The following is a 19,341-nucleotide window of genomic DNA, read 5'->3' as shown; positions in this document are numbered from 1 at the left end:
GATGGCGGTAATCGGACTCAAAGTATCGATGAGCAGGGAACGGGTGAAACGATACGGGCGTCTACGGCGAATCGAACGAACGACTGATTCACTCAACGGGGGTGACCATGCAGCCCATCGAGCCCGACCAGTGGCTCGCCCAGTACGGGGCGAAGATCGAGCAGGCCAAGCAGCAGGCCGAGCAGGCCCGCGACCAGCTCGGAGGCGTGGGCGGGAGCGCCAGCTCGCCGGACGGGATGATCACGGTGACCGTCAACGCCACCGGCGTGTTGACAGATCTCCGCATCAAGCCGGAAGCCCGCGGCATGGACCCCGGTCAGATCGCGTCCGAGATCCTCACCGCCTCGGCGAAGGCCCAGCGTGAGGCCTCCGGGCGGGTGGTGCAGATCATGACCGACTTCGTCGGCGAGAGCCCGGCCCTGGACTTCGTGAAGCAACAGATGCCGAACGGATACAAGGGCGACGGAACCGACGAGGACGAACCGAAGTCGGAGTTGGAGCGCAAGGACACGCGGCCCGACGACGAGTACTTCACGAACCCGCCCGACGTCATGGCCTGAGTGCAGGAGGGGGTTAAGGCATGAGCCAGTTCAATCTCGATCTCGACGAGCTCAGACGCCACGCCGCGAGCGTGGAACGGCTGACCGATCGGATGCGCAAGGCCACCGAGACGTGTGATCCGGGTGCTCTCACGACCGAGGCGTTCGGCGTGTTCGCGGGCTTCCTGGCCTCGCACATCCTCAAGACCGCCGGGCTGTCGCAGGACGGTCTCGGCAAGGCCGCCAACTCGCTGATGGACATGGGCATCGGGCTCAAGGAGACCATCGAGCAGTACGAGCAGGTCGACCTCGACAACATGTTCGGCTTCACCGGAAAGGGCCGAGGATGAACGCGCCCGCCACCCAGGCCGCGGGAACCGACCCGCAGCAGCTGATCAGCACCATTTCGAGCACCTACTCCGCGATCGAGCGCGGTGACTGGGTGCAGGGCGGTCTCGGCATCGCCAACACCGCGATGGGCATCGTCGGCATGGCGTCGAACCCGCTCAGCGGCTTCCTCTCCGCCGGTTTCAGCTGGGCCATCCAGCACGTCGACTTCCTGCGCGAGCCGTTCGACGTCCTGCTCGGCAACCCGGAGGCCATCGGCAAGATGGCCGGGTCGTTCCGGTCGGCCGGCAAGCAGGTCCACGACATCGCGGCCGAGTACAAGAAGATCTGCGTCGAGCAGACCCGCGAGTGGGAGGGCAAGGCCGCCGACGGCTACCGCGCGGCCGCCCAGAAGCACGCGGGCGGTCTGGAGTCGCTGGCCAAGGCCGCCGACGGCATCGCGGGTGCCGTCGAGGGCGCGGGCCAGCTGGTCGGCACCGTCCGCAAGATGATCATGGACATGATCAGCCAGGCCGTGTCCGACATGGTCATGAAGATCATCCAGTGGCTCGCGGCCTCGTTCCTCACCTTCGGCGCGGCCATCGCGGGCGCGATCTCCGACATCGTGACCACCGCGGTGAAGTACGCGAAGAAGCTGGCCGACTTCCTGCAGAAGCTCTCCGGTTCGCTGCAGAAGCTGATGAAGCTGGTCCAGAGCGTGCAGAAGATCGCCCAGACGGCCGAGCAGGTCATCAACGCGATCTCCGCGATGGCGCACAAGGGCGCGGGCGGTGGCGGCGGTGGCGTGACCCGCCCGTCCTCCGGCGGTCTGGGCATCGACGCGGGCCACCTCGACCGGGTGTCCGGCGGCGCGAACGGCCAGTACTCGCACGACCAGGGCGGCTACCGCGGCGGCCCCGGTGGCGGCAGCGGCGGTCCGCAGGTCCAGCCGGTCTACAACCCCGGTGGCGTCCCCGTCGGCGCGGGCGGCGGCAACACCGGCACGTCCGGCACCGGCGGCCCGGTGGTCCGCCCGCCGTACACGCCGCCCGGCCAGGGATCGGGCGGCGGTCAGTGGGTGCCCGGTCCCGGCGGTGGTTCCGGCGGTTCCGGCGGTCAGTGGGTGCCCGGACCCGGTGGCGGCTCCGGCGGCTACCCCGGTTACCCCCAGGGACCGGGTGGCGGCTCCGGCGGCTACCCCGGTTACCCCCAGGGACCCGGTGGCGGCTCCGGTGGCACCGGCAGCCAGGGTCCCGGCCGCTGGGTCCCCGGTCACTGGGAGTACGACCAGACGACCACGGCCGGTGGCAACACCGGGACGAGGCCGCCGTCGATCGGCACCCCGAGCACGGGTGACTGGTACCGGCCGGCCGTCGAGCACCCGGCGTCGCCCGCGTCGTCCACGTCGGCGCACTCGGCCACGTCCGCGGCGGGCGGTGGCGGCGGTGGCGGCGGCATCCCCAAGGGCATGGGTGGCGGAGGCGGCGGCATCCCCGCCGGTGCCTTCGGTGGCGGTGGCGGTGGCACGGGTGCGACCGCGATGCAGCACGGTGGCGCGGCCGGTGTCATGCCGACCGCCACGGGTGGCGTCGGTGGCGCTGTTCCCGCCGGTGGTGGCGGTGGCGGCGGTGGTGGTGCCGCGGGCGGCATGATGGGTGGCGCTCCGATGGCCGGTGCCGCCGGTCAGCAGGGCGGCTCCAACGAGCACAAGCGGAAGGTGCGGATCGAGGGCGACGCCCTGGTCGACCCGCCCAAGGCCGCGAAGCCCGTCATCGGCGAATAACCCGCGTTCCTCGCGCTGAGGGCGTCTGCGAGTACCACCGACTTCGTGTCGGTAGTACTTGCAGACGCCCTTTTCACACGGTGGCGAGGAGTTTCGCGATCTCCGGCTCCGCCCTGGCGCGGTCCGCGGGCACCAGGCCGATGCGGGTGCGCCGGTCGAGCACGTCGTCGGCGGTGAGCGCGCCCTCGTGTCGGACGGCGTGCAGCACGTCCGCCTCCGTCACGCCGGGAGCGATCGGCGTGGTCGGGTGCGGCCGGTCGTCGACCAGGCGGATGTCCTTGGTGCGGCACGGCATCCGGGTCAGGCCCGTCGCGTTCACCGCGTCCGCCGCCATCCTGCGGTAGGTGGTGAGCTTGCCGCCGACGATCGTGAGCACGCCGTTCGGTGCCGTGAGGACGGTGTGGTTGCGCGACAGGTCGGCCGAGCGGCCCTCGGCCTCCAGCAGCGGCCGCAGCCCCGCGTAGCTGCCGATCACGTCCTGCCTCGTCAGCTCCCGCCGCAGCACATGGGAAGCGGTCCGCAGCAGGAAGTCCACATCGGACTCGGGAACGACCGGCACGTCCGGGACGTCGTCGACCGGCTCATCGGTGAGACCCAGGTAGGCGCGGCCGTTCGGCTGGGGGAGCAGCAACGCGTACCGGTTGCGCTCACCGGGGACCGGGATCGTGACCGCCGTCCCCGCGAGACCGACGCCCTTCGCGTCGACCACCAGGTGCGAGCCCCTCGACGGCGTGAGCCGCACCGGTGCGAGCGTCCCGGCCCAGACACCGGTGGCGTTGACCACCGCCCTGGCCCTGACCGTGAACGCGGTGCCGGTGAGCGTGTCCACCGCCTCGGCACCGTCACCCTCCAGCGCGGTGACCTTCGCGCGGGTGATGATCCGCGCGCCGTGCCCCGCCGCGGTCCTGGCCAGCGCGACGACCAGCTGGGCGTCGTCGGTCAGCTGGCCGTCGTAGCTGAGCAGGCCGCCGAGGAGGTTGCGCGGGCTCAGCCCCGGGACCAGCGCCAGCGCCTCGTGCCGGTCCACCCGGCGCGGCCGCGGCAGGACCCGCGCGGACGTGCCGGCGGCGATGCGCAGCGCGTTGCCCGCCTTCAGTCCGGCCATGACGAGGTTGTTCGCCTTGTCGTGCAACGGGAACAGCATCGGCAACGTGCGGGTGAGGTGCGGTGCCGTGCGCGTCATGAGGATGCCGCGTTCGACCGCGCTCTCGTGCGCGAGCTTCACGTCCCCGTTCGCCAGGTACCGCAGCCCGCCGTGCACGAGCTTGCTCGACCACCGCGACGTCCCGAACGCCAGGTCGTGCGCCTCCAGCAGCACGGTCCGCAGCCCGCGCGAGGCCGCGTCGAGCGCGACCCCCGCGCCCGTGACCCCGCCGCCGACCACGAGCACGTCGACGACCTCCCGTTGCGCCGCCTCCAGGTCCTCCCGGCGGCGGGCGGCGTTCAGCGACGTGTTCACGGCCTCAGCGCCCCGTCCAGCTGCCGGGCGAGCTCGTCCAGCAGCGAGGCGGGGTCGAGGCCCGACGTCGCCGGCCGCGTCGACAGCACCATGCCCTGCGTCGTCAGCAGCACCACGCGTGCCTGCGTCTTGGCGTCGCCGAACCGGATCGACCCGTCGAGGTGCCCGGCCTCGATCTGCGCCACCAGGAACTCCTCGACCAGCCGCTGCGTGCTGCCCAGCCGTTCGACCAGGTACGGCAGCATCAGCTCGGCGTCGAGCTGGAGCACCCGCTGCATCAGCGGGTTCGCGCCCAGCAGCCGGATCGCGTCCACGGCCCGGCTGACCAGCTGCTCACGGGCGTTGCCGCGCCCCTGCGTCCGCTCCAGCAGTGCCGCGAACTCGCGCGTCATCAACGCCCGCACCAGGTGGTCCACGTCGGGGTACCGCCGGTACAGCGTCATGCGGCTCACGCCGGCCCGTTTTGCGACGTCGGTGAGGGTCGTGCGGCGCACCCCCACCTCCAGCACGCACTCGCGGGTCGCGTCCAGCAGGTCCTCGTCGGTGTGACGTTGAGACGTCATGTGTAACACTGTAGCAGTGACTAGGGCCCGCTGGACCACCGAGACCACACCGCTGCCGCCGCACGCGCTGGCCTGGCTGAGCGCCCGCGTGGGCCTCGGCGACCCCTTCACGCCCGCCCCGGTGCAGGCACCGCCGTCCGCGCTCTCCGAGGACGCCTTCACGGCCCTGGAAGCCGTGTGCACGATCAGCGTCCTGCCCGCCGACCGCCTCGGACACGCCGGCGGCCTCTCGTACCTCGACCTGCTGCGCCACCGCGGCCACGGCGACCTGCCCGTGCCCGACGCCGTGGTCGTCCCCGCCTCTCCCGAGGAGGTCGCCGAGGTCCTGCGCGTCTGCGTGGAGCACGACGTGGCCGTGGTCCCGTTCGGCGGCGGCACCTCGGTCGTCGGCGGTGTCGAGGCCCTGCGCGGCCCCAAGGACGCGGTCGTCGCCCTGGACCTGGCCGGACTCGGCTCCCTGGTGTCGGTCGACCCGGTCTCCCGCGTGGCCGTGCTCCAGGCGGGCGTCACCGGCCCGGAGGCCGAACGCCTGCTCGGCGAGCACGGCTTCACCCTCGGCCACTTCCCGCAGTCGTTCGAACGGGCCACGATCGGCGGGTTCGCGGCCACCCGCTCCGCCGGCCAGGCCTCCTCGGGCTACGGCCGCTTCGAGGACATGGTCGAGTCGGTCCGCATCGCCACCCCCACCGGTGAGTGGGTTGTCGGTACCGCACCGGCCTCCGCTGCGGGCCCGGACCTGAAACAGCTGGTCATCGGCTCGGAGGGCCAGTTCGGCGTGATCACCGAGGTGTCGGTGCGGGTGCGCCCCAAGCCGAACGGCCCGCGTTACGAGGGCTTCGTGGTCGACGGCTGGGAGGCGGGCGTCGAGCTCGTGCGCACGCTGGCCCAGAACGGCGCTCTGGCCGACATCACTCGTCTGTCCGATGAGCACGAAACGGAGGTCGCGCTGGCGTTGGCCGGTAGCAAGGCCTCCGTGGTGACGCGCTATCTGCGCCTACGGGGAGTCCGCAACCCGTGCCTGGTCATCTTGGGCTGGGAGTGCCGTTCGCGGTCGGCGACCATGCGCTCGTTGAGCGGCCACCGCGTCGTGCGCCTCGGCCGCGCCATGGGGGCGTCCTGGCTGCACGGCCGGTACAACGGGCCGCGCCAACGCGACGCACTGCTCGACGCCGGTGTGGCCGTGGAGACGCTGGAGACCGCCACGCACTGGTCGCGGGTGTCGCAGCTGCGGGACGCGGTCCGGGAGGCCCTGCTGGGCGAGCTGGGGGACGCGGTGGTCATGTGCCACATCTCCCACGCGTACGAGACGGGTGCCTCGCTGTACTTCACGGTGCTGGTGCCGCGCGACCTCGCCGACCCGGTGGGGCAGTGGGCGCGGGCGAAGGTGGCGGCGTCCGAGGCGATCTCCCGGCTCGGGACCATCACGCACCACCACGCGGTCGGACGGGACCACCGGCCGTGGCTGGAGCACGAGATCGGCGCCATCGGCGTCGACGTGCTGCGCGCCGTGAAGACCCGCCTCGACCCGACCGGCATCCTCAACCCCGGCAAACTGCTGCCGCTGTGAACGCACGCGGGGCGCTTTCGTGCTCCAGAAGAGTACGAAAGCGCCCCGCGTGCACTCGAAATCAGAACTTCACGAGCATCTTTCCGGTGTTGTCGCCGCGCAGCATGCCCAGGAAGGCCGCCGGGGCCTGCCGGACGCCGCCCTCGACGACGGTCTCGCTGTACTTCAGCTCCCCGGACGCGATCCACGCCCCGACCTCGGCCACGAACTGCGGCTGCAACGCCTTGTGGTCACCCACGAGCATGCCGCGCAGCGTCAGCCGCTTCGCCAGGACCTGGATCAGGTTGCGCGGGCCGGTGGGCGTCCCGGCCTCGTTGTACTGCGAGATCGCACCGCACATCGTGATGCGCCCGTTGAGGTTCAGCGCGCCGATCGCGGCTTCCAGGTGCTCGCCGCCGACGTTGTCGAAGTACACGTCGATGCCGTCGGGCGCGGCGGCCGCGAGCTGTGGTGCGACCGGGCCGTCCTTGTAGTTGAACGCGGCGTCGAAGCCGAGCTCCTCGACGAGGTACTCGACCTTCTCGGGGGAGCCGGCCGAGCCGATGACGCGGGAGGCGCCCTTCAGGCGGGCGATCTGGCCCACGAGCTGGCCCACGGCACCCGCGGCGCCGGAGACGAAGACCGCGTCGCCCTCCTTGAACTCCGCGGTGGTCAGCAGGCCCGCGTAGGCGGTCAGCCCTGGCATGCCGAGCACGCCCAGGTAGGCCGACAGGGGAGCGACGGACGGGTCGACCTTCACGGCGTGCGTGCCGGCGACGACGGCGTACTCGCGCCAGCCCAGGCCGTGCAGGACGTGGTCGCCGACCGCGAAGCCCTCGGCGTTCGAGGCCACGACCTCGCCCACCGCACCGCCGTCGAGGGGGGCGCCGACCTGGAACGGGGGCACGTACGACTTCACGTCGTTCATCCGGCCGCGCATGTACGGGTCGACGCTCATGAACACGTTGCGCACCAGGACCTGCCCCTCGCCCGGCGTCGGGATCTCCACCTCGGCGATCTCGAAGGTGTCCTCGGTCGGCCAGCCGGTCGGGCGGGACGCGAGCCGGACCTCGAGTGCGGTGCTGGTCATGGTCGAACCATCTCCATCCAGAGTCGTGTGAACGTCGGTACCCCGCACAACGCCCCGTAAACGGATAAAGATTCCACTTTGTGAGTTAGGTCGCAGGCAGCAGGGTCGTCACGTCGCGGTACGCGAATCCCAGCTTGCGGTACAGGGCGATGGCCGGCTGGTTGGAGCTCTCCACCAGCAGCGCGCAGGTGCCGTACAGGTCGAGCAGCGCCGACGCCACGAACTGGCACACCCGCAGCCCCAGGCCGCACCGCGCGTGAGAAGGGTGCACCGCCACGCCCATCATGAAACCGACGTCCACCGACGACCACGCCTCCGCGGCCGTCGCCACCAGCGCGTCGTCCTCGACCACACCGGCCCAGCGGCGCACGCCCGGTTCGCCCGGCCACGCCCACGACGACGGCAACGCCTTGCGCAGCAACGGTTCCACCTCGTCGTCCGAGGACAGCCAGCCCACACCGGGAGGAGCGGCCAGCGAACCGGAGCGGTCCATCCACCCGAACGGCCCGTCCTCCACCCACGGCTCCGGCATCAGCGCCCGCACCTCCGCCGCCACCGACCGCTCCAGCATGGGCCGCAACGAGACACCGCGCCCGTGCGCCGCCAGCAGCGACGCCACGCCCTCGCTGGGACCGGACAGCACCAGCCTGCGCCGGCGCGTCAGGCACGGTGCGTGCACGGCGACCGCGCCGCGGTGCTCCCAGGCCGCACCGCCCGCCGACAACGCCTGAGCGGCCCACCGGACCAGCGGGTCCGCGCAGGCGTCGAGCACGTCGGCGGTGGTGCGCAAACGGCGCACTCAGTCCTTCTGCTTGCGGCGCAACAGGGTGCGCTTGGCCAGCGCGTTCTCCAGCGCCTGGTAGGCGAGGTCCATCCGCTCGTTGTACTCGCTCTGCGGCCGGGGCTGCACCGACTCGTCCGGCAGCGGCGGCGTGGTCATCTGCAACCAGCGCTCGTTCCACAGCTGCTCGACGGCCTGCTCCCAGTGCAGCGCGGCACCCATCCGCACCACCCGCTCGCGGTCGCGGACCTCGGCGATCTGCCGCTGCGTGGCCGCGATCCGCTCGGCCAGCTCAGCGCAGCGCACCTCGTCGAGCTTGCGCTGGCGTGCCGCCGCTTCCGTGGCGATGGCGATGATCTCCTTGTAGCGCTCCACCGCGGACAGCGCCGGCGCCTCGACCACCTCCTCGCTCTGGCGTTGAGCCGGAACCGACTCGAACATCGCCGTAGTCATCGGGTTCATGACACCTCACCTGTGTCGAACGGGATGATCACCTGCGGTCGCGAGTGCTCGAACCGGTCGAAGAACAGGCCGCGCCGCGGTCGTGGCGACCACGCCATCACCTGTTCCGGTCCGAGCGACAGCAGCTCCTTGCCCTGGACGTCGAACGCCACCCAGGCGCCGATGTCGTCGTACACACCGGGCGGAAGACTCGACTTCAGCCGCTGCACACCGCGCCACCAGCCCAGCACGTGCGTGCGGTGCTCCGGGCCGTGCTTCAGCACCGCCCGCAGGCTGTCCACACCGGACGACCGCGTCGCCGGGTCCTTCTGCTCCAGCAGCGTGAGCGCCGCGTCGACGCCGTACAGCACCAGGTAGTGCGGTTTCAACGGCGCCTCGGCCTGGCCCGTGCCGATCGACTGCAGCCGGGCCGCCGTCTGGTCCAGCACCTCGCGGATGCGGTCGATCTGGACCACGTCCGCGTCGTGCCCGTCGTGGCTCAGGCGCTTCATCAGGTGGAGCGCGGAGGGCATCGCCTCCTCGACCAGGCAGGCCAGCGTGAACACCGCCTCGTGCGGGTGGTGCTGGCGGCCCAGCGACGCGGCCGCTCCACCGAGCACCGCGGCCGCGTCCTGGACCACGGAGCCGATCACCGCGATGTTGCGTCCCGGCGTGCGGGCGAAGCGCACCTTCGCCGCGCTGCCCGCGACGTCGATGACCTGTCCGAGGAGCACCGTGGGCGATGCGTCGCCCGGTCGCAGGTCGAGGAAGTCCGGTGTCGCGTCCAGCAGCGGGACCTTGCTGCCGTCGAACAGGCCGGGTGCCTGGCCGGGTTCGCGCCGCCACAGCTCGGACTGCAGGAAGTCCATGGTGCCCTTGGACGTCGAGTCCGGGATGCGCGCGATCTCGTTGCCCGGCTTCACACCCGACTCGTGGTTGATCACCGCGTGCCAGCGCGGCAGCTCCACGGCGGCGTCGTTCTGCGGCTCGGCCAGCACCCGGCGGGCCTTCGGCAGCGCGATGCGGACCGTGAACTGCTCGAAGATCGCCGACTTGCCCCAGAACCCCTCGATGCCCGAGACGTCCTGCGACGACAGCACCAGGTGGATGCCCTGCGACCGGCCGCGCCGCGCCACGTCCTCCAGCAGCTGCGTGGCCGCCGCCGTGACCTGGTCGCGTTCGCCGAACAGGTACTGGAACTCGTCGATCACCGCGACGATCCGCGGCCACCGGCCACCGGGGTCCTCGACCCGCAGGTGTTCGAGCTTCGTCACCTCGTGCTGCTTGGCCGCGTCCGCGCGCCTGCGCATCTCGTCGGACAGGAACCTCAGCAGCGCCACGCCGAACTCGCGGTCGGTGTTGACGTTCACGCCGACCAGGCGCGCGTGCGGCAGCCACGACGGGTCCTTGCGGCCCGGCGCGAACTGCGCGAACGACACGCCCTCCTTGAAGTCCAGCAGGTACAGCTCGAGCTCGTCGGGCGAGTAGCGCGCGCACAGCGAACCGAGCATCGCGTAGAGGAAGTTCGTCTTGCCGGAGCCGGAGGGCCCGCCGATCAACGCGTGCGGCGAGGTGTCGCCGAGCTGCACGCAGACCTGCTGGCCGTCGTCGAATCCCACGGGCGCAACGACTCCGGCCGCCGAGTTCTCCGTCCACGGGCGTTCCGGCAGCAGGTCGCCGAACTTGCCCATCCGCGAACGGCGTTCCTCGCGCTTGTCCGCGATGGCGGCACATGCGCGCGGCACCAGCGTCCGCGGCAGCGCGGGGTCCAGCGTCACGGTCACGTGCTTGCCGGTCATCGTGCAGGTCGCGGTTCCGTCGCCGCGCAACGACACCGTCTCCACCGGCGAGTTGACCGTGATCGGGATGTCCACGATGAACAGCTGCACGCCGCACGCCAAACCGTTGCGCGCCACGCGTTGCAGCTGCTGCTGGTGCTCTTCGCGCAACGCCTTGCGGTTGCCGAACAGCACGGCGATCCGCCACGGCTCGGTGCGCCGGCCCTCACCGCTGACCGACCGCACGGTGAGGTGCCCGTCGACCAGGACCTTGGTGTGCACCTGGCGGATGTGCTCGGACAGCTCGTCGAGCAGCTCGTGCAGGCGCGCAGGGTCGTGCACCGTCAGCAGACCGGCGCGGGTCAGCGGGTACAGCCCCGGCAACGACCCGGTCAGCTGCCCGACGTCCCACACGTGCACGTGCACCAGACCCGGCTGGAAGTGCGAGAGGACCCGCAGCAACAGGTTCTCCACCAGCGTGTCCGCGAGCTGGCGGCTGTCCGGTGTGGACGCCACGTGCAGGTGCGACTGGTCCAGCAGCGGCACGGCGACCGGGAACGGCTGGGCCTCCGGCGCGGAGGTGACCACGCCGGTGCCGATCCGCCACAGCTCCGGCACGCCCTCGCTGCCGTCGTGCGCGCCCGGCGTGCCGAGCCACGACTCGTGCGGCCACGACGCCGGTCCGGCGGCGACCGAGCTCACCAGCGCGGTCAGCTGGTCGGGCCCGGTCGCGGACCACTCGTGGTAGGACTGCTGCCAGTCGTGCCTGATCTGGTCGAGCCGCTCGGCGAACTCCGGCATGGACAGCGGGGCCTGGCGCGGGTGCCCGGTCCGCTTCTCGTCCACGGTGAGGAACGCGGTCACGTCGGCGAGCGCCGCGTCCCGCAACGCCCGGTCGATGCCCACGCCGCGCACGGTGAACTCGACGATGTCCTTCGCGTGCTCCGTGGCGAGGGCGCGGTGCTCCCGTGCCACGGAGCCCAGCGCGGCCGCTACGGCGCGCTGGAAGTCCGCGAAGGCCTCCTCGATCCGGCGCCGCCGGTCGTCCCGCCTGCTCATCACAGCTCCACGGTGAGTCGTTGGATGCGCTCGAGGGTTCCCACCATCAGCTCCAGCTGTTCGGGGAATCTTTCCTTCGCACGCACGAACTCCGCTGGAAGCAGCGACTCGTGGTGGTTCTCGCTCGACTCGGCGAGGATGGCGACCGCCTCGTCGAGACCGTCCTGGGCGCTGCGCACACTGCGGTACGCCTCGCGCAGGATCTCGCTCGCCTGCTCGAGCGCGGCGCGGACCTCGCCGATCGATGCCATCAAAGCCTGCTGTTGATGCCCTCGGCCCCGGAGATGCCGGCGCCGAGGTAGTTCTGCAGCTCGCTCACACCGGAGACGACCTGCTGGAACTGCGCGTTCGTCGTTTCGACGTCCGCCTGCACGGAGCCCTGGGTGACCGATGTCAGCAGCTGCTGCGCGTCCTCGGCGAGATCGGCCGCCTGTTGGAGGGCCGACTGGCTTTGGCTCGCCTTGTCGATCGCCTGGGCAATTGCGGCACGGACCTCTTCGATGCTGGCCATGTCGACTCCCGAACCCTCCCGGAACAGGGTGGTCGCACGGCCACCCCAGTAGAGATTGTGCCCAGATTTTCACAGTTCATAACGAAGATCGGCTAACCGGGTGGATGCCTGAATGCACTCGAACGGGCCTTGCTTTAATGATCAGTTAGCCGCGTCACAGAACCCTTGCCCCGAACGTGAAGTGACGCTCTCGCACGCCTCACGGCCCGTGGTCGCCGCACCCCGCCGGCCGGGTGACTCACGTCTTTCTTCCAGGTGACCTGTCACGCGGAGTGCCTGCCCCGAACGGGTCATCGCCGGCCCACGCCTCGACCAGCACGCGCTCTGCCCCCGGCACCAGCCCGTTGATCAGCTCGGGCTCGTCGAGCACCGTCCACGCCGTCGGTGGCTCGCACGCCACCCGCGGTGTCGGGAACCCGTCGCCCAGCCCGCGCACGAACGTCCGCACCGCTCGCGCGAGCGCCGCGGACACGTTGTGCGTGGTCTTCTCGGCGCTGGGCTCGGTGATGACCACGGCCCAGCAGTTCGGTTCCTCGTCCGAGCAGTCCCTGGCGTCCAGGACCCGCGCGCCGGTACGGCTGCTGAGCGCGTCGCACGCTGCCCGCGCCTGGTGCTCGTCCGCCGCCTCGACCACCACGGTGATCAGCAGCACGAGGTCGTCATCGCTCATCTCGGGCGTGATTGTCCCTCAGCGCGGACGGAGTCCCGGTACCGGGCCGCTTGCGCCGTACGGATGATTGTGGCCCCCTGCGCGCGCATCGTTAGCGTGGAAGACCCACTTCATAGGCCGATGGGGTGAGAACTTCCGCCGGGACGAACGGCGGCGGGCTCACCGTGCCGGAGCACGACGAGCCCGTCGTCGGTTCCTCAGACCGCGTAGAACGCGCTGATCGTGATGTGGCCGCCCGAGCACACTGGTCCGAACGTCCACGGCACGCTCAGCGGCGCCGTCTCGTTCGGCGGGATGGCCGCGACCTTCGACGGCTCCGGCTGGCACGCGCCCTGCACCGGCTCGGAGCCGGCGGGCACGACACCCCAGTGCAGGTTCGCGGCGGCCTTGGCACCCGGCGCGAGGTTCAATGGCTTGGGGCCGGGATCGGCCATGCGCTCCAGCTTCGTCGGCACCGCTCCGGCGCCGTTCTCCAGCTGGAAGCCGCTGTAGCCGTTCAGCGTGCACGGCTGGGAGCCGGTGTTCGTGACGACGAACTTGCCGTACCGGTTGCCCGCGCCCGCGTCGGTGGGTTCCACCGCGCCCTTGAGCACGGTGGCGTTGCAGCGGTTCGAGACCTCGCCGCCCGCGTTGCCGACTGCCGTGGACGGTGTGGCCGATGAGTTCGAAGAGCTCGAAGAGCTCGACGTGGACGGAGCCGCGGTCGGCAGCGTGCCCGATCCGACCTCCGCGCTTCTGTCGCCGCAGGCCGTCACGGAAGCGAGCACCAGCAGGCTGCAAGCGATCAACCGTCGGGTCATGGGTGCACCTCCTACCAGTGAGGATGTGCCCATTCACCAACTAGCTCACACAACCTGCCGGAAATTCACCGGATCTGGTGGACGTCCCACCCGTCGGGCAGCTCGGCGAGCCCCTCCACGGCGGCGGTCCACAGGTACGTCCAGGCGATCCGGCCGTCGGGCAGCACGACCCGCACCCGCCGGTAGTCCGCGCCCTCGTACTCGTCGAGCTGCGGCAGCGCCACCTCGGGCGACCGCAGCCGCAGCACGAAGCCGGGCACGCCCAGGCCGGCGCCGGGCCGCAGGGCCGGGTAGCCCAAGCCGGTGTCGAGCAACCTGCCGGGCAGGTGGGTCTCCTCGGAGTCCACGACGTGCGGCTCCATCAGGTGCCAAGCGCTTGCGCCCGGCTGGAGCGTGCCGTAGGCGAAGAGCAGCTCCGGCCAGTCGTCCGCCGACGGGTCGCCCTGCACCTCGGTCACGTCCAGGCCGTCGGTCGGCGCAGGACGGCCGCCGAGGTGGAGGGCGTGCCGCTGCGAGAGGTTCGAGCACGGGACCATGCGCCCGTTGACGAGGATCGGCATGCGCTTCTTCGAACCGGCCGTGTAGGCCAGAACGCTGTCGACGACACCGCCGTTGTAGAGCACCACACGGCCCGTGTGCAGGCGTACAAGGCGATAACGCAGACCGCGGCCCTCGCAGCGGTCCAGCACGCGCAGCTGCTCGGGCGTGGCGAACCAGACCGAGTGCTCCTCGACGACGCCGGGAGCCGCTGCCAGGGTGGCCGGGCGCTGACCATCGCGCGCACGCGTGCCATCGGCCCACACCGCGGAGATGCCCTCGCAACGCGCGCGCAGCACGACCGCGGGGCCTTCGAGACCCAGTTCCTCGCGGAGCCAGGTGACCTTGCTGGGGTTCGCGTTGGAGCCGTAGCCGAGCACCGGCATCCGGGCCGCGAGGGGCGGTTCACCTCGGCTGATGAGCCATTGGTCCAGATCGATGTCATCCGGCTCGACCCGCCATCCCGACTCCATCGTGAGGTCCGGTCGCACTGGCCAGCCCGTTTCGTCGACGTGGACGAAACAGTGGTCTGGACGAGTGCCCGGATAGGGCTCCGCCGGATGGCTTTCGTCGGTGAACGGTTGGGCCATTGGTCCATTGTGCCAAGGATTCGCTCGGTTTGCTGCCCCCAGATCGTGACCTATCCGATCTCTACTGCCGACGGAGGGCAGTTAAGTGAGAACGTTCACTGCACAAACGGGTGACTGACCCGATGTCTGAGGCGAGATGTTCCGGTGAAGCTCAGGAGGCGTCATAGCTTTCCTGCGCTTCGGCCACCTCGGCGCTGTTCGCGGAGATCCACGAGGCGAGCGCCACGAGGTGGACGGCCGCGCCCTTGCCGAGCGGCGTGAGGGTGTACTCGACGTGCGGCGGGATCACCGGGTGGACCTCGCGGTGCACGAACCCGTCGCGCTCCAGCGTCCGCAGCGTCTGGGTGAGCATCTTCTCGCTCACGACCTCCAACTCGCGGCGCAGGTCGCTGAAGCGCCAGGACGCCCCGTCGAACAGCGCCTGCAGCACGAGCACGCCCCACTTGCTTGTGACGTGCTCCATGACCGCTCGCTCGGGACAGATCGTGACCTGCATGCTCACCTCCGGGTAAGTACCCCACTCAGAAGTAGGTACTTTCCACAGGTTAGCGCTAACCATAACGTCGACGCCATGACGATCCTCATCACCGGCGCGACCGGTCAGCTCGGCGGCGGCGTCGTCCGCCACCTCCTCGCCCGCACCGACGAGCAGCTCGTCGTGTCCGTGCGCGACCCGAAGAAGTTCGACGTCCCCGGCGTCGAGGTCCGCCAGGGCGACTTCGACCGCCCCGAGACCCTCGACTTCCGCGGCGCCGACCGGCTGCTCATCGTCTCGGCCGACGCGCACGACTCCGACGTGCGCATCCAGCAGCACGCCAACGCCGTCGCCAAGGCCGTCGAGCACGGCGTGGGCCACGTCTTCTACACGAGCATCACCGACGCCGACACCTCCACCGTGGGCGCGGCCGTCGTGCACAAGGCCACCGAGGAGATCATCCGCGACTCCGGCCTGACCTGGACGTTCCTGCGCAACGGCATGTACCACGAGAACTACCTCGGCCCGCTGTCCGCCGAGACCGTCGCCGTCTCCACCGGCGACGGCCGCATCGCCAGCGCCGCCCGCGACGACTACGCCCTGGGCGCCGCCGTCGCGCTGAGCACCGAGGGCCACGAGAACCAGACCTACGAGCTCACCGGCTCCACCACCTGGTCGTTCCCCGAGCTCGCCGGCGACCGGTTCCGCGACGTCAGCGACGAGGACCTGATCGCGGCCGGCGTGCCCGCGTTCGCCGTCGACTTCTTCACCGCCATCCGCAACGGCGTGTTCGCGCAGGTCCGCCCGGACCTGGAAAAGCTGATCGGCCGCCCCACCACCCCGATCGCGGTCTAGGGACGGCGCAGGAACGCGCGCCAGGCCGGGGTGCTGAAGACCAGCACCTCACCGGCCGGGTTCTTCGAGTCGCGGACGAGCGCGTCGTGGCCGAGGGACACCTCGACGCAGGCGCTGTCCTCGCTGCCGCCGCTGTGGCTGCTCTTACGCCATTCGCGGTCCTCGCTCATCGACACCCTCTCGCGGCAGGCTGATGTACTCCATCAGCTTCTGCCGCGATTGTTCCTCATCCAGGGCGACCTGCTTCAAGCGATCGAAGGTCAACCTGATCCGCGCGATGGCTCCGGGTTCCTGGACGAACACCTTCGCGAGGTCCGAGTCGTTGAACGCGACCGGCAACGCCTTCTCGAACTCCCAGAGGATCAGTCCCGTCGAGATGGCGGGTACGTCGGCAGGCACGATCCGGATCAGGCGCACGTTGAAGAGCAGGTGGAGGTACTGCTCCTCCATGACCTGGTCGTCGCCGAACCGCTGCCGCAGGGCCAGCTCGTGGATGTAGAACAGGCAGTCCGGCCGGTCGTGCCGCCGCAGAACCGCCTGGCGATGACCCCGGATCTGCACGAGGGCCGGGATTCGCTCCTCCACGACGAGTCCGGAGTGCCGGTAGAGACCATCCGCGTACCTGTCGGTCTGCAGGAGACCGGTGATGGTCAGCACGTCGTAGGCGGTGATCGTCGTCGCGCTCGCCTCAGCCATGGCGACCGTGCGCAGGTTCTCCGGCACCAGCACGATGTAGTCGTCGAACGCGCGTCGGTAACGCTGCTTGAAGTCCTCGAAGAACGGCAGGTCCTTGCCGCACATCATCAGGAACTGGATGAGGTCGACCTCGCTGGGCCGCACCTTGCCGTTCTCGATGTTGGACACCTTGCTCGGGTCCCAGCCGAGTCGGACGGCGAGGGCGCGGCCGGTGAGGTTCGTGGTGGACTCGCGCAGCTTCTTCAGCTCGTCGCCGAGGTCCCGGCTGTACGCGGTGGACGGGGTGGTGGGCGCCATGACCATGGACGCTATGACTAGGACTTGTTCCACGGTACGGACTCATCCGGGTGAAAACGGTCTACGTGAACTCGGGGTGCGCCTCCGGGTGCGAGTCCCACCACTTGCGGTACTCCGGGTTGCGGTCCAGCACCGAGCGGTAGGCGTCGGCGGCGCACGCGAACACCTCGTGCGCCCGTCCCGCCACCGGTGAGTCCCGGCGGGTCGCCACGAAGATGTCGACCATCAGCGGCACGCCGCGCAACCGCCGGATGACGATGCCGTCACCGGTGCGCGACGGGGCCGCCGCGAACGAGACGGCGCCGCTGGCGACCAAGCCCCGGGCCATGCCCGCGTCACCGGTGTGGTGCGTCAGCCGGGGCACGAACCCGGCGTCCGCGCAGGCCTGGAACATCTGCATCCGGTTGCCCTGCTGCTGGGCCGGCGGGGTGACCCAGTCGCGGTCGGCGAGCTGGGCCAGGTCGATCTCGTCCTGCTGCGCCAGCGGGTCGTGCTCGGAGACCGCGACGAACGCCGGTTCGGCCACGAGCCTGCGCAGCTCGATGCCCGCCAGGTCGCGGGAGGGCATGCCGTCGAAGAACTCGAACAGCGCCACGTGGATCTGGCCCGCCTCCAGCATGTCCACGACCTCCGCCGACGAGATGCGGGCCTCCGCGCGCACGTCGGCGTTGAGCTGGCGCAGGTTCTCCACGAGCTTCGCGAAGTACAGGAACGAGACGCTGCCGAAGAACAGCGGACCCCGGCGGTCGGCCTCTCTGGTGGTGCTCATCAGCTGCGCCATCTCGTCGAGCACCAGCCTGGCCGTGCCCAGCACGCGCCGGCCCAGGTCGGTGGGCACGCAGCCGTTGCGGGTGCGGTCGAACAGCTGACCTCCCACGAGCCGTTCGACGGTCCGCAGCTGGGCGGACAGCGCGGGCTGGGTCAGACCCAGCCGCGTGGCCGCCCTGGTGACGCTGCCCTCCTCGGCGATCGTGCGGACCGCTCGGAGGTGGCGGAGCTCCAACTCGGGCATAAAGACCTTGTATCCCGGTTCTGTATGAGCCGCCACCCTTCTAACGGGTCATAGTGGTTGCGCGATCTTCCGGCCCGGTGCTTGCGGCAGCACCGGGTCCGGCGCGGGAGGGTGCGCACCCCTTCGGTTCGACGCTGCTGCCGGGCACCCTGCAAGGCGCGGCAGCAGCGTCGGGCCCTCGCGGTCCCTTGCAGGGGAGCGCACAGCCGGTCCCTGGAACCGGGACCGGCTGTGACGGCTCGTGGTGTCAGGAAGAGGGGATGACGACGGCAGCGCCGGTCACCGACACCCGGCGGTCGGCGCGCGTGGCGTCGACCTCCAGCCGGGACGGGCGGCCCATGTCCTCGCCCTGGCTGATGACGAACCGCTGCGGCCCTTCGAGGTCGCGCAGGTAGCCGCCGAACGCCGCGGCGGCCGCGCCCGTGGCCGCGTCCTCCACGACACCGCCCACCGGGAACGGGTCGCGCGCGTGGACCAGCTCCGGCGACTCGCGCCAGAACAGGTGCACGGTCGTGAGGTCGTGGTCGAGCATCAGGTCGCGCAACGCGTCGAAGTCGTAGTCGAGGTCCGCGAGCTGCTCGCGGCTGCGCACCGGGACCAGCAGGTGCCGCGCACCGCCGAAGCCGACGTGCACCGGACCGTCGCCGACCTCGCGGTACCGCAACGCCTTCAACGCCCGTGCGACGAGCTCGGGGTCCGCCTCCTCGGTGCTGGTCGGCACGCTCGTGAGCGTCGCCGTGCCGTTCGCCGTCTCGACGGTGACATCGCCGGCGAGCGTGTGGAACGTCAGCGGCCCGTCCCCGATCCGCTCGGCCAGCGCGACGGACGTGGCGATGGTGGCGTGCCCGCAGAACGGCACCTCGGCCCGCGGGCTGAAGTACCGGACGACGAACTCGCGGTCCTCCGCGCCCGGGAACAGGAACGCGGTCTCCGAGTAGCCCACCTTCGCTGCGACGGCGAGCATCTCGTCGTCGGTCAGTTCGGTCGCGTCGAGCACGACACCGGCCGGGTTGCCGCCCGCCGGATCGGTCGTGAACGCGCTGTACCGCAGTACCCCCGTGTCGCTCATACCCCGGTCCAACGCGTAGCCGTGCTGAAGTCTTCCGAACACGTACCGGCTGGTGAAGTAGGTCAGCCCGGCCTTCTCCAGCACCCGGCCGGAGGCGGTGTTCTCGGCCTGGTGACCGGCGACCACCCGGTCCTTGACCGCCAGCGCCTTGTCCCGCAGCAGCGCGGCGACCTCGGTGGCGACGCCGCGGCCCCAGTGCTCGGGCGCCACCCAGTAGCCGATCTCGACCTCACCCGGCGCGTCGAGCATCTGCGCCAGCCCGACGACCTCGCCGTCCTCGACGACCGCGTGCAGGCCGAAGCCGTGCTCCTCCCAGTGCCGCAACGCCTGCTCGTGCCGCTGCGCCACGTACTCCGGCGACCACGGCCGGCCGTTGCCGACGTACTCGGTCATCCGCGGGTCGGCACCCCACCGCAGCATGTGCTCGAAGTGCTCGTCCCGCCACCGCACGAGTTCCATGCCG

At 70.7% G+C, this 19,341-nt stretch carries 21 protein-coding genes; 5 read left to right on the top strand and 16 right to left on the bottom strand.

The features are described 5' to 3' along the window. Window positions 1-107: 107 nt before the first annotated feature. From ACZ7CD_RS14525 to ACZ7CD_RS14515, 3 genes are read left to right on the top strand one after another with little or no spacing between them, the layout of a single operon-like run. Window positions 108-560 (top strand): YbaB/EbfC family nucleoid-associated protein, encoded by a 453-nt coding sequence (locus ACZ7CD_RS14525; RefSeq protein ID WP_360385653.1) that lies wholly within the window; start codon window positions 108-110, stop codon window positions 558-560. 20 nt (window positions 561-580) lie between these two features. Next, entirely contained in the window at window positions 581-889 is a 309-nt protein-coding gene (locus ACZ7CD_RS14520; RefSeq protein ID WP_360385655.1) for a hypothetical protein, read from the top strand. After that, window positions 886-2,649, top strand: a complete 1,764-nt coding sequence (locus ACZ7CD_RS14515) for a WXG100 family type VII secretion target (RefSeq protein WP_470379042.1) — start codon at window positions 886-888, stop codon at window positions 2,647-2,649. Before ACZ7CD_RS14520 ends, ACZ7CD_RS14515 begins: the two co-directional genes overlap by 4 nt. A 73-nt stretch (window positions 2,650-2,722) precedes the next feature. On the opposite strand, the gene ACZ7CD_RS14510 is transcribed toward ACZ7CD_RS14515, so the two are convergent. Both ACZ7CD_RS14510 and ACZ7CD_RS14505 read right to left on the bottom strand, forming a co-directional pair. After that, a complete protein-coding gene (locus ACZ7CD_RS14510) occupies window positions 2,723-4,108 on the bottom strand; it encodes a glycerol-3-phosphate dehydrogenase/oxidase (RefSeq protein ID WP_470379041.1) in 1,386 nt (461 codons plus the stop codon). Then, window positions 4,105-4,671: a TetR/AcrR family transcriptional regulator gene (locus tag ACZ7CD_RS14505; RefSeq protein WP_458429516.1), complete on the bottom strand. Its 567-nt coding sequence runs from the start codon at window positions 4,669-4,671 to the stop codon at window positions 4,105-4,107. Before ACZ7CD_RS14505 ends, ACZ7CD_RS14510 begins: the two co-directional genes overlap by 4 nt. Here ACZ7CD_RS14505 and ACZ7CD_RS14500 point away from each other — a divergent pair. Then, window positions 4,670-6,238 (top strand): FAD-binding oxidoreductase, encoded by a 1,569-nt coding sequence (locus tag ACZ7CD_RS14500; RefSeq protein ID WP_470379040.1) that lies wholly within the window; start codon window positions 4,670-4,672, stop codon window positions 6,236-6,238. The genes ACZ7CD_RS14505 and ACZ7CD_RS14500 overlap by 2 nt on opposite strands. Before the next feature lie 61 nt (window positions 6,239-6,299). Here ACZ7CD_RS14500 and ACZ7CD_RS14495 read toward each other — a convergent pair whose 3' ends face one another. The 10 genes from ACZ7CD_RS14495 to ACZ7CD_RS14450 form a co-directional block, all read right to left on the bottom strand. Next, window positions 6,300-7,307 carry an NADP-dependent oxidoreductase gene (locus tag ACZ7CD_RS14495; RefSeq protein ID WP_470379039.1) on the bottom strand — a complete coding sequence of 336 codons (1,008 nt, stop codon included), beginning with the start codon at window positions 7,305-7,307 and terminating at the stop codon, window positions 6,300-6,302. Window positions 7,308-7,392: 85 nt separating this feature from the next. Next, entirely contained in the window at window positions 7,393-8,106 is a 714-nt protein-coding gene (locus ACZ7CD_RS14490) for a GNAT family N-acetyltransferase (RefSeq protein ID WP_470379038.1), read from the bottom strand. Continuing rightward, complete coding sequence (locus tag ACZ7CD_RS14485; protein WP_360385669.1) at window positions 8,107-8,550, bottom strand: hypothetical protein; 444 nt, start codon at window positions 8,548-8,550, stop codon at window positions 8,107-8,109. Further along, the gene (locus tag ACZ7CD_RS14480) at window positions 8,547-11,366 is read right to left on the bottom strand and encodes an FtsK/SpoIIIE domain-containing protein (RefSeq protein WP_470379037.1); all 2,820 of its coding nucleotides are present in this window, start codon (window positions 11,364-11,366) and stop codon (window positions 8,547-8,549) included. The genes ACZ7CD_RS14485 and ACZ7CD_RS14480 overlap by 4 nt, the downstream gene beginning before the upstream one ends. Continuing rightward, window positions 11,366-11,617: a hypothetical protein gene (locus ACZ7CD_RS14475; protein WP_360385673.1), complete on the bottom strand. Its 252-nt coding sequence runs from the start codon at window positions 11,615-11,617 to the stop codon at window positions 11,366-11,368. Before ACZ7CD_RS14475 ends, ACZ7CD_RS14480 begins: the two co-directional genes overlap by 1 nt. Next, window positions 11,617-11,877 (bottom strand): hypothetical protein, encoded by a 261-nt coding sequence (locus ACZ7CD_RS14470; RefSeq protein ID WP_360385675.1) that lies wholly within the window; start codon window positions 11,875-11,877, stop codon window positions 11,617-11,619. The genes ACZ7CD_RS14475 and ACZ7CD_RS14470 overlap by 1 nt, the downstream gene beginning before the upstream one ends. Window positions 11,878-12,115: 238 nt before the next feature. After that, the gene (locus ACZ7CD_RS14465; protein WP_470379036.1) at window positions 12,116-12,547 is read right to left on the bottom strand and encodes a hypothetical protein; all 432 of its coding nucleotides are present in this window, start codon (window positions 12,545-12,547) and stop codon (window positions 12,116-12,118) included. 197 nt (window positions 12,548-12,744) lie between these two features. Then, a complete protein-coding gene (locus tag ACZ7CD_RS14460; RefSeq protein ID WP_360385679.1) occupies window positions 12,745-13,347 on the bottom strand; it encodes a DUF4232 domain-containing protein in 603 nt (200 codons plus the stop codon). Between the two features lie 65 nt (window positions 13,348-13,412). Further along, complete coding sequence (locus tag ACZ7CD_RS14455; protein ID WP_360385681.1) at window positions 13,413-14,375, bottom strand: gamma-glutamylcyclotransferase family protein; 963 nt, start codon at window positions 14,373-14,375, stop codon at window positions 13,413-13,415. A gap of 250 nt (window positions 14,376-14,625) precedes the next feature. Further along, window positions 14,626-14,937 (bottom strand): winged helix-turn-helix transcriptional regulator, encoded by a 312-nt coding sequence (locus tag ACZ7CD_RS14450; protein WP_470374288.1) that lies wholly within the window; start codon window positions 14,935-14,937, stop codon window positions 14,626-14,628. 108 nt (window positions 14,938-15,045) lie between these two features. On the opposite strand from ACZ7CD_RS14450, the gene ACZ7CD_RS14445 reads away from it, so the two are divergent. Then, complete coding sequence (locus tag ACZ7CD_RS14445; protein WP_470379035.1) at window positions 15,046-15,804, top strand: SDR family oxidoreductase; 759 nt, start codon at window positions 15,046-15,048, stop codon at window positions 15,802-15,804. Here ACZ7CD_RS14445 and ACZ7CD_RS14440 read toward each other — a convergent pair. The 4 genes from ACZ7CD_RS14440 to ACZ7CD_RS14425 form a co-directional block, all read right to left on the bottom strand. Continuing rightward, window positions 15,801-15,974 (bottom strand): DUF397 domain-containing protein, encoded by a 174-nt coding sequence (locus tag ACZ7CD_RS14440; RefSeq protein WP_458429507.1) that lies wholly within the window; start codon window positions 15,972-15,974, stop codon window positions 15,801-15,803. The genes ACZ7CD_RS14445 and ACZ7CD_RS14440 overlap by 4 nt on opposite strands. Further along, the gene (locus tag ACZ7CD_RS14435) at window positions 15,949-16,797 is read right to left on the bottom strand and encodes a helix-turn-helix domain-containing protein (RefSeq protein ID WP_360385689.1); all 849 of its coding nucleotides are present in this window, start codon (window positions 16,795-16,797) and stop codon (window positions 15,949-15,951) included. Before ACZ7CD_RS14435 ends, ACZ7CD_RS14440 begins: the two co-directional genes overlap by 26 nt. A 61-nt stretch (window positions 16,798-16,858) precedes the next feature. Continuing rightward, window positions 16,859-17,809 (bottom strand): LysR family transcriptional regulator, encoded by a 951-nt coding sequence (locus tag ACZ7CD_RS14430; protein ID WP_360385691.1) that lies wholly within the window; start codon window positions 17,807-17,809, stop codon window positions 16,859-16,861. A gap of 247 nt (window positions 17,810-18,056) precedes the next feature. Then, window positions 18,057-19,337 carry a PhzF family phenazine biosynthesis isomerase gene (locus ACZ7CD_RS14425; RefSeq protein WP_470374291.1) on the bottom strand — a complete coding sequence of 427 codons (1,281 nt, stop codon included), beginning with the start codon at window positions 19,335-19,337 and terminating at the stop codon, window positions 18,057-18,059. Window positions 19,338-19,341: the final 4 nt, after the last annotated feature.

This window comes from Lentzea sp. NPDC036949, assembly GCF_055608075.1.
This window is presented reverse-complemented; position numbering and strand designations above follow the sequence as displayed.